Source organism: Pseudoalteromonas sp. S16_S37, assembly GCF_014694405.1.
Lineage (GTDB): Bacteria > Pseudomonadota > Gammaproteobacteria > Enterobacterales > Alteromonadaceae > Pseudoalteromonas.
Window position 1 is genome coordinate 61,603 of the sequence record NZ_JAAUWV010000008.1, and the last position, 15,137, is coordinate 76,739.

15 protein-coding genes are annotated in these 15,137 nt (G+C 40.2%); 1 reads left to right on the top strand and 14 read right to left on the bottom strand.

Annotation, left to right across the window (positions count from 1 at the left end; translation table 11 throughout):
• Positions 1 to 258 precede the first annotated feature (258 nt).
• Entirely contained in the window at positions 259 to 1,086 is an 828-nt protein-coding gene (locus HC733_RS05995) for a class I SAM-dependent methyltransferase (protein ID WP_190364145.1), read from the top strand.
• Between the two features lie 40 nt (positions 1,087 to 1,126).
• Here the strand turns inward: HC733_RS05995 and HC733_RS06000 are convergent, their stop codons facing one another.
• The 14 genes from HC733_RS06000 to atpB all read right to left on the bottom strand — a co-directional run bounded on the left by HC733_RS06000 (position 1,127) and on the right by atpB (position 15,125).
• Entirely contained in the window at positions 1,127 to 2,245 is a 1,119-nt protein-coding gene (locus tag HC733_RS06000; RefSeq protein ID WP_190364146.1) for a cupin-like domain-containing protein, read from the bottom strand.
• A gap of 275 nt (positions 2,246 to 2,520) precedes the next feature.
• Entirely contained in the window at positions 2,521 to 3,117 is a 597-nt protein-coding gene (locus tag HC733_RS06005) for a hypothetical protein (protein WP_190364147.1), read from the bottom strand.
• Between the two features lie 60 nt (positions 3,118 to 3,177).
• Entirely contained in the window at positions 3,178 to 3,864 is a 687-nt protein-coding gene (locus tag HC733_RS23375; RefSeq protein WP_274602015.1) for a helix-turn-helix transcriptional regulator, read from the bottom strand.
• Positions 3,865 to 4,724: 860 nt separating this feature from the next.
• Positions 4,725 to 5,279, bottom strand: coding sequence for a hypothetical protein (locus HC733_RS06015; protein ID WP_190364149.1), 555 nt, complete (start codon positions 5,277 to 5,279; stop codon positions 4,725 to 4,727).
• Positions 5,280 to 5,324: 45 nt separating this feature from the next.
• Positions 5,325 to 5,483 (bottom strand): hypothetical protein, encoded by a 159-nt coding sequence (locus tag HC733_RS06020; RefSeq protein ID WP_190364150.1) that lies wholly within the window; start codon positions 5,481 to 5,483, stop codon positions 5,325 to 5,327.
• 639 nt (positions 5,484 to 6,122) lie between these two features.
• The gene (locus HC733_RS06025; protein ID WP_190364151.1) at positions 6,123 to 8,261 is read right to left on the bottom strand and encodes a winged helix-turn-helix domain-containing protein; all 2,139 of its coding nucleotides are present in this window, start codon (positions 8,259 to 8,261) and stop codon (positions 6,123 to 6,125) included.
• 321 nt (positions 8,262 to 8,582) lie between these two features.
• Entirely contained in the window at positions 8,583 to 8,999 is a 417-nt protein-coding gene (locus tag HC733_RS06030; protein ID WP_190364152.1) for a F0F1 ATP synthase subunit epsilon, read from the bottom strand.
• A gap of 14 nt (positions 9,000 to 9,013) precedes the next feature.
• On the bottom strand, positions 9,014 to 10,399 hold the full coding sequence (gene atpD / locus HC733_RS06035) for a F0F1 ATP synthase subunit beta (RefSeq protein WP_190364153.1): 1,386 nt from the start codon (positions 10,397 to 10,399) through the stop codon (positions 9,014 to 9,016).
• Positions 10,400 to 10,431: 32 nt separating this feature from the next.
• On the bottom strand, positions 10,432 to 11,292 hold the full coding sequence (gene atpG, locus HC733_RS06040) for a F0F1 ATP synthase subunit gamma (RefSeq protein WP_190364154.1): 861 nt from the start codon (positions 11,290 to 11,292) through the stop codon (positions 10,432 to 10,434).
• A 58-nt stretch (positions 11,293 to 11,350) separates the two neighbouring features.
• The gene (gene atpA, locus HC733_RS06045) at positions 11,351 to 12,892 is read right to left on the bottom strand and encodes a F0F1 ATP synthase subunit alpha (protein ID WP_190364155.1); all 1,542 of its coding nucleotides are present in this window, start codon (positions 12,890 to 12,892) and stop codon (positions 11,351 to 11,353) included.
• A 14-nt stretch (positions 12,893 to 12,906) separates the two neighbouring features.
• Positions 12,907 to 13,440, bottom strand: coding sequence for a F0F1 ATP synthase subunit delta (atpH, locus tag HC733_RS06050; RefSeq protein ID WP_190364156.1), 534 nt, complete (start codon positions 13,438 to 13,440; stop codon positions 12,907 to 12,909).
• Between the two features lie 15 nt (positions 13,441 to 13,455).
• Positions 13,456 to 13,926 carry a F0F1 ATP synthase subunit B gene (atpF, locus tag HC733_RS06055; RefSeq protein ID WP_190364157.1) on the bottom strand — a complete coding sequence of 157 codons (471 nt, stop codon included), beginning with the start codon at positions 13,924 to 13,926 and terminating at the stop codon, positions 13,456 to 13,458.
• 57 nt (positions 13,927 to 13,983) lie between these two features.
• On the bottom strand, positions 13,984 to 14,217 hold the full coding sequence (gene atpE, locus HC733_RS06060) for a F0F1 ATP synthase subunit C (protein WP_070988097.1): 234 nt from the start codon (positions 14,215 to 14,217) through the stop codon (positions 13,984 to 13,986).
• A gap of 56 nt (positions 14,218 to 14,273) precedes the next feature.
• Positions 14,274 to 15,125, bottom strand: coding sequence for a F0F1 ATP synthase subunit A (atpB, locus tag HC733_RS06065; protein WP_190364158.1), 852 nt, complete (start codon positions 15,123 to 15,125; stop codon positions 14,274 to 14,276).
• Between the last annotated feature and the right edge of the window lie 12 nt (positions 15,126 to 15,137).

Below are 15,137 nucleotides of genomic sequence, written 5' to 3' on the forward strand. Positions count from 1 at the left end.
GTTATTTTGTAACAACGCAAAAAATAAAAAAACCTGTTAACTCTGTCAGCCTTTTGCTATTGGTCCTTTTATATATGGCAAGAATGTATGAACAGTACTTATAAACCTTCTCAATTAGCCCATGCTAAGAGGGAACTTAGGCATTTGTGATATAGAACTACATGAAATGACAGCTAGATCTTTGATTTTTTGCTCAGTATGCTGGTCAGATAACTATAAACATTGCTTAACTGCTAGAAAATTACAGGACGTTGGTATATGCCCTTAGATTCACAGTTTTTAAAAGTAGCAAATGAGTATTGCAACCCATATTTAGCAACTTCTGGGACAGAACACGTTGGAATACTTTTATATTCGTTAGCAAGAATGACTCGTCCACAAAAGATCATCGAGTATGGGTCTGGTCACTCAACTATGTATGTGCTTAGAGCACTTGCAGATAACGTGAACGATATCAAACAGGAAAAGGCTGCTTTATTAGAAAAAACACAAAAATTATTGTCATCGGCAGATAATTTAAATGACGAAGCGGCCATCTTCGAATGGTTTAGCTCAGGAGGTAAAGCCTGTGGCGTTAATCCTGAATATTATTTACAAGATTACCAACCAAAACTTATTAGTTTTGAAGACCTTAATGATGATCATAAATACGTCAAAGGAATCCGTGAGGCCATTTCACAAATTGGCCATGATGATATTTTCGAACACATGACTGGGCAAAGTTTTTCTAACGTAGCGCTGCACGAAGGCCATAAAAATATTGACTGGGCTTGGAATGATCATATCGAATATAAAAGGTTTTTTACGGAGTTTTGGCCTCTTCTAAACCCTCAAGGAGGGTTAATGATCTTTCACAACACCCCCTCTCAAAAAGAAAATTATCAGGCCATAGAGTGGATGTTAAATTCCTGTGGAGATGAAGCAGAAGTATTGTTATTGGAAGAGCCACACAAGCTGAACCAAAATGGCTGTACAATCTTAAGAAAAAAATCACACTATAACCCCACCTTCCACCATTTAGATCGCCAAAAAACCTATACCAGTTTATTGCAGTTTATTAGCAGGCAAAAACAAATTATAATCTAATTAAAATAAAAAACCCCAAAATGGGGTTTTTAAAAATACATTATAAAAATGAAGACCTATAATATATATTTTCAACACCTTCATTTCTTTCAAACTTTTTATATGGTTCAGGGATACAGCCACATTTAATTTTATTTTTCGCCTGATTCATCACACGATTAAAGTGTTGCTTTTCACCATCATTCAATTCTGCAGCCATTTGCTCAATGCAAAAAAGTGTATTCTTTGCTATTTTTAGCAATGTACTTTGCTCACCATTTTTATATATAAACTCTGGCCTTATATATTGCTTTTCATGCAAAGCTTGATTATTTCTGCCATGATGTGACCAAGTTAGGTGAGACTGAGGTGTTGGAAATATCCCTTCAATAAACTGTGCGAGCATATCCTCGAAAATACTCAAGATATATGTCACTTCCGACTCTGTAAGCATACTTAAAGAAGCTTCAAAATTTTGCATTACCCCTTCTATATGAGGTAGGAAATACGACTTCCGTTGACCGTACTGCTGGTGATACCAATAGTTTATTGAGATAGCATTTTTTGTTGGTACAGAGACTTCATGGAGCCAATATGGTGGCAGATATAGCATCTCTCCTGGCTCAACGATCACCTCAAAATAGTTTGTATAGTGTTCGGCTAAAGCATGCGCTCTTAGTAGGCACCATTGTCGATTGGTCTGTGCCGCGGCCATTGCATCTGGTGGGAATAACATGAGCTTTTTTTGACCTTCAATCACGGCTAAAAAGTTGTCATAACCATCGAAATGCAAAGGTGTTACGCCTCGGCCTATCCAAATATTTGCTTCATTAAAGTTATCTAACCAAGTGGGTGCAGGACATGCTTGAGAACCGAGGTCCCCTTCTTTTCCCCTATTTAAATAATTGAAAAACGGCAATTGTGGGGCATAACATACTTGCGACTCGCTATTTTTTAGATGCGCCGATAACTGAGTCAGAGTCATGCGCTGTATGCCTTGATCAAGTTTGCAAGGCAACTCAACATCAGCATAGTAAGATGCAAAGTAATCCATTGAGAAGAGGTTGAATCCTGGCCAATTTTCAACAACACCAGTCACAATTACAGGGATACCTTGTTTTAAAAAAGGAAGAAACTCCTCTTCACTCGATATTCTTTTTATTTTTCCAAAGCTATTCATATTTGCTCCATCGGCCTAAACCACTGACAATGATGCCGTATGTGACATGCCGAGAATCATTCCATCAAATTTACGTAACTATGCGGGTAGAAAAATGCCTCATTCCCTTTGTAACTGAGCACTTATTCTGCGCCAACTTACAAACCGTTTTTCTACCACATAGATACAGCCGAAATAATCTTAGCGTACCCACATCTGTCGATGTACTGTCACTTTTACCGTTATTGTTACTTTTTATATGGCCTAAAGTGCTCCGATTTGGATGATTGAATCAGTTAATAATGAATATTGATAAGGTCTATATTGATTGAGTCATCCAACTGCAAATTTATTGGTCGATATAGATGAATGCTTCCCGCCAGTTTAACATCTTGACCAATCACCAAAGTAGGCGTGTGGTTTTCAAACTGAGCACTAATCACGCCAGGCTTTTTAAACACAATATTTCCTTGAATTTGAGCACCCGATTTGACGATGATATCTCCGCTAGAGATCTCCACCGAACCATGTATTTTAGCTTGCTCAAATATGGTGATTGCGCCATTGGTAATCGCCACATCACCGCTAATCTCTGCGTTACCGTGAATCACTATTTCGCCATTACCTACCTGCAAAGGTCCACCTTGACTAAACTCGCCTATTTTTATGTTGCCATTAGTAACAGCGACACTCTTATAAACGGTATTTCGCCCCAAAGTAGCATTCCCATTAGTGACTTCTAACTTACCCACATGTTGGCTATCCAACGCGGTAATATTGCCTGCAAATAGGTGTGCATCGGCACCATGCTTGACAACTCTATCACCAACCGAGCAAGCACCCAGACCAAATAAAGAGGTTACTAACACGGCCAGTTTAATTTTGTTTTTCAAAGTACACTCCACAAATGTTTTTTCACTATGCTAGTTTGTTTTTTGTTGCAATAGCACGGCTTAAATTAGATTTTTTACAATACACTTAACAATTGCTTGTTGCCTATTTGCACTATTGGTTTTCTCAATGCAATTAGATAAGTGGAAATTCACAGTGCGCTCTGACACACCTAATATTTGGCTAATTTCCCAAGACGTTTTCCCCTCACATGCCCACATCAGACAATCTTTTTCACGTTTCGTGATGTTAATTTTATCCGTGCGACAACGAATAGCGGCTTGAAGTAAGTAGGGTGATAAAATAGTCCAAAACCAATCAATTAACTCTATTCCCTTATATTCCAAGAAATCTTTGGGAATATTAAATACAAGCGCACCAACAATGCCGGACACACCTCTTAGAGGCAATACATATAATTGCTCAATATCAGAACGTTCCGCTAGAAGCGACGCCAAAGAGGTCAAGCGAAACCCATTTTTGCAATATTTATATATTTCTTCACTATCAAGATAACCTTCAACGTCTGCACCATACTTCCCATATAGATGCTTTTGGTACGTTGCAGTCGACATAGGCGCATAATCGATAAAGGCTAAACATTCATACCCTGAGCTTAATGCTATGTCACTTAGTGTATTAGTTAACTCAACACCATGCTGTACAGTCTCGAACTGTGCAATCGAGTCGTTTAGTACGGAACTGTTTTTAAATGGTCCATAAAAATCTATTTCTGTTAGTTTATTCATCATTAACTCCGTGCATTATATGTTTAAAAATCAACACAAAGTAGTTTGTGTTCTGAGTCTATTCTGGGCGCTAAAATGGCTCGCGTCAAAACACAGAAAAACAAAAACAAACCAATAAAAACAACATTTTAAATCAAAACATTACTAGAAAAATGATCTCCATATTGATTAATAATGACGCATATCAATTTATGAATTAAATCATTTTTCACAACATTTACTTGTTTTCCAAATCTACAATGGTTGTATTTGAAATGGACACAACCAACTCGACATAATCGCAACCGTCTTTTGCTGGACAACACCTATCCCAGTATAAAAATCAAGCCCACTTAGTTTATTATTTAACTGACTCAAAAGAGGTTAAAAATATACTTATCGCTAAAACTCGTTGTAAGTAACCACTTTAGTTTTGACGTGCGATACGAGAGACATTGAGCAATGACCCATACCAGCGTTATTAATGACTACAAACACATACATGTTATCAATACGGTTTAATATCAGTAGGCACATTTCGAAAATAGCAACTGCATAAGCCTTATAAACGGGTGTATATGTTTAATTAACCAGATCGAGTTAGGTGAATTTTCCTAGTAAAACTTGTTTATCTACTATCGGCGTTATCTTTACTTGTAATAGTTGACAATATTCCCCCGATACAGTTCAGGAAATTATCATTGAAGGAACAATTGTAAGCATTTGTTTTTATTGAATTTAAAAGTACAGGTTCACCCAGTGAGTTTAAATTTAATGTGGATATACGGTTTTGGGAGCTAAAAGGTTACGAGAAGATGATGATAAGGCTAACACTAGGAGGATGACCTTGAATGTTTGACAAGACGGTGAAGAGCGAACTTTTATTGAACACTCTTCACACATGCAGACTCGCTATGATACATAACCAACTCTTGTTGATTTAGTTCATACAAATTATTGTAGTCTTTTGCGTTTACAACGGACGAAACGAGTACTTTATCATCCTTGACTGCATCAATATTAAACGTCCATTGTGTGCCTCTTTGAGGACACACCCAGAGTTTTGAATGCGCTTTCAAGTCTTTTTTATCTAAAGTATCTATGTAATACCAACCATATACTAGATTGGATTTAACTTTGTATAACATTTCTCCAGCAGCAATGTGTCTGCCCTCAGACAGCTCACTATTTACATACTCTAGATACCCTGCCGTACGAGAAACAATCGTTCTCTGTGTTTGTTCTGGGGTTTTCAAATATGTTAATAGTGTCTGTCCCTTCGTTACTTTATCCTCTTCAGATAAAGCGTACTCATGAAGCACAGTGCCGGATTCTCTAGAATAGTAGTATTCACGAACAGGCTCTTGCAACTGTAACACGCCAACTGTCGGTTTCAGGCTCAAAGATACTGCAAGCAGCGAATATGTTAGCCCCAATTGAGTCTCCTTACGAAATTTTCAAATGTTCCACTAGGCACTAGACTAATTTTGTTTCACTAATCGAGCATCGTAAGTCTCAGTTTCTGAGCCGCCACCTGCGCCAGCCGCAATTTGTTGAGTCTGCTTTGCATTTAACGCTTGGCTACCAGATAGCAATTTAACTTTCTTAGTTTTTAGTTTTAATTTTAGAGTAGGTAACATAATAGTAATTCCTTTGTTGTTTTGTATTGTTGTTTGAGAACGATTACTACATTACCCAAGTTTCTCGTTTTTATGTAATTATCAAATCTTACACATTACTTCATAATGTTTTTTCATAAATATATGATTTAAATGCTTATTATTTAATTTCCAGAAACATTATCTAAACCTTAGTAAAATATGCGACAACAATAGGCGTCGATGAGTCAAAAAACATAGAAAATTACCTAAAACAAGGCTCACTCACAGGCTCTAAAAAGGATGCAACTCTTTTAAAGTACGTTAGAAAGATTTATACCCAAACTAAATAAATCAAACATGGGGTACCTTGGTGTGGCCAACTCAGCATTGAGTTGCGCATGTCTAATACCTCTTTACTCATTAAGCATTACCAAGGCTTTTTTGGGACCTCCATAGTTGTCGTCTAACCGTCGGAGCCACACAATGTACTTCTTGATCGATACTTTCTCTTTTATAAAAACAAGTGTAGTGGCAAAGCAAGCATCTAAAACTCACATTTAGATAAGCAACTGACGCACTCAGTACACGCTTTTTTAATACAAATGTGGGTCTGTAGACAAAAAAATAGCAGCGAGTGGCTGCTATTAGAACGACGGTATATTCTTTGATTAGAAAAGGCTAATAAGTGGCTTCTTCCTGAGCTATTTTTAGCTCGAGTAATTGGTTTTCATTGGTTTCAATAATATTCATCCAAAGTGCTTTATTGTGAGGTGAGTAGCTAATACTTCTGATCACATATCTTGAGGCTTCTACTTCATATACTTCTTCAACCGCATTTTCCTTATCACGGTCAATACGGTAAATCCGCTTACCATCTGAATGATAAATGTAGCCGTTGCCTACTGCTATTGAATGCATGTACCGAGCCTTCGGAAGATCAAAGGACTGAATGGTCGTACCTGAATTAATATCATAAAGTACAACGGTATCATTCGAAGACAATGAAATTAGAGTTTCATCATCAAGACGGCCTATCCACACAGAATTTTGCGCCGGAATGGAGGTATTTGACTTAAACTTTAAAGAATATTTGTACGAACTGCTTTTAACTTTATGCTCACCCAATACAACATAACCAACTTCCGTATCACTTAAGAATTCGGCCGATATAATTGCGCCATCAGCTGATATAGAATCCACCAGCGATAAGTCTGAGTACTGATATATATCGATTTTACGGCGATGGTGAACAAGTAGTAAATCTTTTTGCTCATAGTATCTAATATTACTGATGTCTCCAGGAGGAATAGCCAGCACTTCACTATTGCCATTTTTATCAACTTGAGTGACAACTTTGCCAGCCCCATCATCAGTTATTACCAGATAACCTTGTTTAAACTTAATCGGACCCATACTACCAAGGCTTAACTGTATATCAGCATTCACGGCCTTATTATTGAAGTCCAACGTATAGATATACGAGATAAATGGATAGCTCACGATCAACATTTCATCTTTATCAATGAATTGAAAAATAGCGTAACTTTGTGATGTGTTTAACTGGTCTTTTTTAACCAACTTACGTTGGCTTAAGCTGTAACCGTAGACAATGTTTTTCTTGTTATCAAACCATAAAATAAGGTCTGACTCAGCATCATAATTAACTGACCATATTCTGCTAGGAGATTCTAATAACTTAACCTGATCGCCACCATCAAGGTCCGTCATGTATAGCTCATGCGTGTCGTATTGACGACGCAAAAAGAGTATTACCTCTTTCTCAGGAATATAAGTTAAAAAGTGATCACCATATGAATTCAAGTTAGGTGAACTAATTTGGAATTCTTCGCCTGTTTTTAAATCTCGGCTAGTTAAAGCAGCCAATTCATCTCTATTTCTATATCCAGATTTAGAATACACGATGCGATCTTTGCTCACACCGCTACCGGTTACAAGGCCTGTCATATTACAATCAAAAAGTGCTTTGTTTCCTTCGCTAAAGTCAGCGTTAATTTCCCAAACTTCACAGGTTTCTTCTGTTTTAGCTCGGTAATAGAGCTTACTTGAGTCTGTAGACCAACCTAAAGGATAGTAGTGGACGCCCTCATCTCCTAAACGTCTTTCGTACCCACTATCGAGCTCTTTAACTACGAGAGAATATGATTTAGTTCCTTGTGGCGCAAAAGAAAATGCCAACAGTTTTTTATCATAAGAAAGTCGCAGCTGTGAGTAGCGTCCAGGGACCCATGACAGTACTTTTTCGGTGATGTTTTTACGTTTTATCTGTAATTCATCGTCTTGAGTTTGATAGTTCACGGTGAACATATACCCAACAGCGAATAAAAACAAAGCTAATAATAACAAGCCAAGCTTAGTTCGATTCATTGTGGGCGCTTTTTGTGTTGGAACAGCATTACTTTCTTTCGGTTTTTGTGCAGATACAGTTGGAGATTCTTCACTTGGCAGTTCTTGATGATAAATAATATCTGGTTCGAGGAAAAAGCTATATCCTTTGCGGTAGTGAGTTTTAACAACTATGCCTTTTTGCAGATCAGATTTGAGAATTTTTCGCAATTCTGACATAGCACGGTTTATTGCATTGTCATCTACGTATTTTTGACACCAAACATCATCAACCAGATCTTGACGAGTGATGATCTGTTCGTTATTGATGATAAAATAGCAAAGAAGTCTAAATAATAGAGGTTCTAATTCTCTTTCCGTAGAACCATCATAAATACACTGCTTCTTTGGGTCCAACGTCCAAGCCCCAAATTTTACTTCCTTAACTTGCCGTAAAAACCTTACTTCATTCATTATGAGTAATTTAGTGCTCCAAAATACTGTTCAGGATTGTACCGATTCATGTTCTAAACTCAATAAAAATATTCATGTAGCAACCATAAACAAAAGTGTTAATGCAGCAAAACCATTCAAAAACGATTACATTTTACACAAAAAAATGCAACTTAAAATGAAAATATTAATAATATTTGTATGTTGTAAAGATGATAACACTGCCTGACTTTTAAGATACAAATATTACCTATTATCAGTGAATTGTTATTTTAATAACCTTAAATGAGCATAAAAAAGCCCATGCATTGCATGGGCTTTTTAAACCAGATAGGTTTGTATTTATTTACGCAGTTGGCGGATAACGCGCAACTGAGCAATAGCTTCAGCTAGTTGTACAGCCGCAGCGTGGTGATCAAGCTCAGTAGCAGCGCTTGATGCCATTTGTGCTTCAGCATCACGTACAGCCTGCTCAGCAGCTTGCTCGTCTAAGTCTTCACCTCGCATTGCTACGTCCGCAAGGACTGTAACAACGTTTGGTTGTACTTCAAGCGTACCACCTGCAACATAGATGATTTCTTCTGTACCATCTTTTGTTACAAAACGTACCATACCAGGTTTTAGGCCAGTCAATAGTGGGGCGTGGCCAGGGTGAATACCCAACTCACCTTCACTACCACTTACTTGGATAGTAGCCGCTTCACCAGAGAATATGCTCTGCTCTGCACTTACTACGTCAAGTTGTACTGTTAATGCCATATCAACCCCCTAAATTACATGTTTTTAGCTTTATCAACTGCTTCGTCGATAGAACCAACCATGTAGAAAGCCTGCTCTGGCATATCATCATAGTCACCGTTTAAGATGCCTTTGAAGCCTGAGATAGTGTCTTTCAATGAAACGTATTTACCAGGTGAACCTGTGAATACCTCAGCAACGAAGAACGGCTGAGATAGGAAACGCTGGATTTTACGTGCACGAGATACAACTTGCTTATCTTCATCAGATAGCTCGTCCATACCTAGGATTGCGATGATGTCTTTTAGCTCTTTATAACGCTGAAGAACTGTTTGAACACCACGTGCAGTGTCATAGTGCTCTTGACCGATTACTTGAGGGTCAAGCTGACGAGATGTTGAATCTAGTGGGTCTACCGCAGGGTAGATACCAAGAGACGCGATATCACGTGAAAGTACTACGGTTGCATCTAAGTGCGCGAACGTTGTAGCTGGTGATGGGTCAGTCAAGTCATCTGCAGGTACGTATACCGCTTGGATTGAAGTGATTGAACCAGTCTTAGTTGAAGCGATACGCTCTTGCAGTACACCCATCTCTTCAGCTAGTGTAGGCTGGTAACCTACCGCTGATGGCATACGGCCTAGAAGTGCTGATACTTCAGTACCGGCTAGTGTATAACGGTAGATGTTATCTACGAAGAAAAGTACGTCACGACCTTCGTCACGGAATTTTTCTGCCATAGTTAGACCCGTCAAAGCAACACGTAAACGGTTACCCGGTGGCTCGTTCATCTGACCGTATACAAGCGATACTTTATCAAGTACGTTTGAATCGTTCATTTCATGATAGAAGTCGTTACCCTCACGAGTACGCTCACCAACACCTGCGAATACTGAGTAACCGCTGTGCTCGATTGCGATGTTACGGATAAGTTCCATCATGTTTACGGTTTTACCTACACCGGCACCACCGAATAGTCCAACTTTACCACCTTTAGCAAACGGACATACAAGGTCGATTACCTTGATACCTGTTTCTAGTAGCTCAACTGAACTTGATTGATCTTCGTATGAAGGCGCAGCACGGTGGATAGACATACGCTCGTCTTCACCGATTGGACCTGCTTCATCGATAGGCTGACCTAATACGTCCATGATACGACCAAGGGTCTTTGTACCAACTGGAACCATGATTGGTCCACCAGTGCCTTCTACTGATGTACTACGACGTAAACCGTCAGTAGTACCAAGTGCGATAGCACGTACCACACCGCCACCTAACTGCTGTTGAACTTCTAAAGTCAAACCAGCTAAGTCGCCTTCTGTTACTTTTAGTGCGTCATATACGGCTGGCACGTTGTCTTGTGGGAACTCGATGTCCACAACGGCGCCGATAATTTGGACGACCTTACCTAAACTCATGTCTATTCCTCTCGTTAAACTTTGCCGAAGCGTTACACAGCAGCTGAGCCGCCAACAATCTCACTAATTTCTTGTGTGATCGCTGCCTGACGCGCTTTGTTGTATACAAGTTGCAGCTCATCCATCAGGTCGCCTGCGTTATCAGTTGCTGCTTTCATCGCAACCATACGGGCAGCCTGTTCAGAGGCAGCATTCTCAACTACACCTTGGTAAACTTGTGACTCAATAAAGCGTACCAATAGCGTCTCTAAGATCGCTTCTGGGCTTGGCTCATATAAGTAGTCCCAAGCGTAGCTTGATACTTCTTCTTCAGCTTTTGGCAAAGGCAATAACTGATCGATTACGGGCTCTTGCTTCATGGTATTTACAAAGTTGTTGTATACCACGTACAAACGGTCAATTTTTCCTTCAGAGAATGCATCAAGCATTACTTTTACAGGACCAATTACGTCCTGAACTGAAGGGGTATCTCCTAACCCTGCTGTTTTAGCAAGTAGTTGACCACCAAAACGTTTAAAGAAACCAGCAGCTTTGCTGCCAATGGTTGCAAACTCTGCGTCTACACCCTTTTCTTTCCACGCTTTTACGTCTAATGCCACTTTTTTGAACTCGTTTGAGTTCAAACCGCCACATAGACCACGGTCAGTAGAGATAACAATATAACCAACTCGTTTCACGTCACGTTCTGCTAAGAACGGATGACGGAAATCAAGGCTAGCTTGAGCAACACGACCGATCACTTTGCGTAAGTTCTCAGCGTATGGACGGCTTGCAGCCACACGGTCTTGTGCCTTCTTCATTTTTGAAGCGGCAACCATTTCCATTGCGCTGGTGATCTTTTGAGTATTCTTGATACTCCCGATCTTGCTTTTAATCTCTTTTCCGCTGGCCATGACTCTCTCTCCGAATCAAGGTGAGTGTTAGCGATAACACTCACCAAGCATAACTAAATTACCAAGTTTGCGTTGCTTTGAACTTCTCAAGAAGTTCTTTAAGCAGCGCTTCAATCTCAGCGTTGTAGTTACCTGTTTCATTGATTTGAGCCATTAGCTCTGCGTATGTGCTGTTTGCATAACCGATAAGAGCCGCTTCAAAGTCACCGATCTTGTTGATTTCGATGTCTTTTAGGTAGCCTTTTTCAGCTGCAAATAACGACAGAGACATATCAGCAACAGACATTGGAGCGTACTGTTTCTGCTTCATTAGCTCAGTTACGCGCTCACCGTGCTCAAGTTGTGCACGAGTTGCATCGTCAAGGTCAGAAGCGAACTGAGAGAACGCTGCTAGTTCACGATATTGAGCTAGCGCTAGACGGATACCACCACCTAGTTTCTTAACGATTTTAGTTTGCGCAGCACCACCTACACGAGATACCGAGATACCAGCGTTAACAGCTGGACGAATACCTGCGTTGAATAAGTCAGTTTCTAAGAAGATCTGACCATCGGTGATTGAGATAACGTTAGTAGGTACGAATGCAGAAACGTCACCACCTTGAGTTTCAATGATTGGCAATGCCGTCAATGAACCTGTTTTACCTTTCACTTCACCGTTTGTGAACTTTTCAACGTAATCAGCGTTTACACGTGATGCACGCTCAAGAAGACGTGAGTGAAGGTAGAATACGTCACCTGGGTATGCTTCACGACCTGGTGGACGCTTAAGTAGCAATGAGATTTGACGATAAGCAACAGCTTGCTTAGACAAGTCATCATATACGATTAGCGCATCTTCACCGCGGTCACGGAAGTATTCACCCATAGTACAACCAGCAAACGGCGCTAAGAATTGTAGCGCAGCTGATTCAGAAGCAGATGCAACAACAACGATTGTGTTTTCAAGTGCTCCGTGCTCTTCTAACTTACGTACTACGTTAGCAATAGTAGATGCTTTTTGACCAATCGCTACGTACACACACTTAACGCCTGTACCTTTTTGATTGATGATAGCATCGATTGCTAGTGCAGTTTTACCAGTCTGACGGTCACCGATGATAAGCTCACGCTGACCACGACCAACAGGGATCATCGCATCGATAGACTTATAACCAGTTTGTACTGGCTCATCTACTGATTGACGCTCGATTACACCTGGTGCGATTTTTTCAACTGGTTCGAAACCATCGTTCTCTAATGCACCTTTACCATCAATAGGCTGACCTAGTGTGTTAACAACACGACCAAGTAGACCACGACCAACAGGTACTTCTAAGATACGACCAGTTGCTTGTACTTTTACGCCTTCTTTAAGGTCTGCGTAAGGACCCATTACTACAGCACCTACTGAGTCACGCTCAAGGTTTAGTGCGATAGCATAACGGTTGCCAGGAAGCTCAATCATCTCACCCTGCATACAGTCTGCAAGACCGTGGATGCGGATGATACCGTCAGTAACAGATACAATTGTACCTTCGTTACGAGCTTCACTTACAACTTCAAACTGTTCAATACGTTGCTTGATCAGCGCAGAAATTTCTGTGGAATTAAGTTGCATGCTCTTTTTCCCAATTACGATTGTAGTGTAGTAGCTAAACGGTTTAATTTACCGCGAACTGAGCCGTCGATGACTGTGTCACCAGCCTTGATAACAAGGCCACCAACTGTGCTTTCATCAACACTACAATTTAGCTTAACTTTGCGTGCGAAACGTTTTTCAAGTGCCGCTACTAGATTTGTTTGCTGTTCTTCAGCCAGTTCAGTTGCAGAAATCACATCTACGTCGATTTCTTTATCGTATTCTGCTTTATATTCAGCATACAAAGTTGCAACTGCTGGAAGTGCAATCAAACGACCATTTTCAGCCATCACCTTTAACAGGTTGGTAAATTGGTCGTTAATTTGCTCTGCACAAATTTTAGTAAAAATATCTACTTGTTTTTCTGCAGAAGCGCTACCAGCTAGGAAACCTTTAATTTGCTCGTTATTTGCTACTTCAGCAGCAAAAACCAGCATCTCGTTCCAAGCGTCAATCGCGCTTTTTTCAACAGCAAACTCAAAAGCTGCTTTTGCGTAAGGACGAGCGATAGTAGCCAATTCAGACATGCTCACACCTCCTTATTACAGCTCAGCGACAAGTTTTTCAACGATGTCACTGTGTGCAGCTTGGTTGATTTCACGTTCTAAAATCTTCTCTGCGCCTGCCATTGCCAGAATAGCAACTTGCTTACGCAAGTCTTCTGTCACACGGTTACGCTCAGCTTCGATTTCAGAGTGCCCTTGAGCAATGATTTTCTCACGCTCTTGCTGACCACGCGTGGTTTCTTCATCTACGATTAGCGCAGCACGCTTTTTCGCTTGTTCGATGATGTCCGCCGCTTGAGACTTCGCTTCTTTAAGCTGCTCAGCAGCCTCAAGACGTACGCGCTCAAGTTCTTTTTCTGCTTCGTCAGAAGCAGCTAGGCCGTCTTCAATTTTCTTTTGGCGAGCTTCAATCGCACCGTTTAGCGGTGGCCATACATACTTCATGCAGAACCATACGAAAACGATAAACGCGATTAATTCACCTAGTAGAGTGGCGTTTAAGTTCACAACCGCTCCTCCTCAAATTAGTTGTTCGATAAACAAATTGGCTTAGAAAACCAGTAATTACATTACGAACAACAATACCATTGCGATACCAACACCGATCATCGCGATCGCATCGATAAGACCAGCAACGATGAACATTTTAACTTGAAGTTGAGGCGCAAGCTCAGGTTGACGAGCAGCTGACTCTAGGAATTTACCACCAAGAGTACCGAAACCAATTGCAGTACCTAACGCACCTAAACCGATTAATAGTGCTACAGCGATATATTTAAGACCTAGTACGATTTCCATTTTTGTCTCCGATTATTTAAAAATTAAAAGTTAATGAATTTGGTGTTTTATATTTATTAGTGATCCGACGTTGCCATACTTAAATAAACAACGGTCAACATCATAAATACGAATGCTTGCAATACGATAACTAGGATGTGGAATACTGCCCAGATAAAGTGCAATGGTAACTGGAACAAGCCAATAGATGCGATGATGATGAAAATCAATTCACCCGCAAATAAGTTACCGTGTAGACGCAGCGCCAACGAAATAGGGCGAGCAATCAGTGTAATAAATTCCATCACAAAGTTAACAGGGATAAGTAACGCCTGAACAACTGGGTTCTTAGCCGTGAACGGGTGTAGTGTTAGCTCTTTTACAAAGCCCATCACACCTTTAGTACGGATGGTGTAGAAGATAATGAGTGCGAATACGCCCAGTGACAACGCAAACGTTAAGTTAACGTCAGTAGTTGGTACCACTTTCATGTAAACGTCATGCGGATCCATGCCCATAGTTGCCGCACCGATTTGCCCTGCAGCAAATGGTAGGAAGTCAACTGGGATCAAATCCATCAAGTTCATCAGAAATACCCAAACAAAAATAGTCAGGGCTAAAGGAGCAATCAGTTTACTCTTACCATGAAAAGTATCTCTCACGTTAGAGTCAACGAATTCAACGATCATTTCTACGAAGCATTGCATTTTACCTGGCACGCCAGTGCTTGCTTTGTTAGCGGCACTTTTGAAAATCCAGATAAAAACAAGACCTAATAGAATTGACCAAGCCAAAGTATCTACATGCCAAGTCCAGAAACCAGCCTCACTACATGCCTTGTTAAATGCTAGACCGGTGTCGGTCGAACACATTTTGGCATTCGTAAGGTGGTGCTGAATATAGCCTTGTAAGCTTTGTTCTGCAGCCATTGTTTTTCCTAA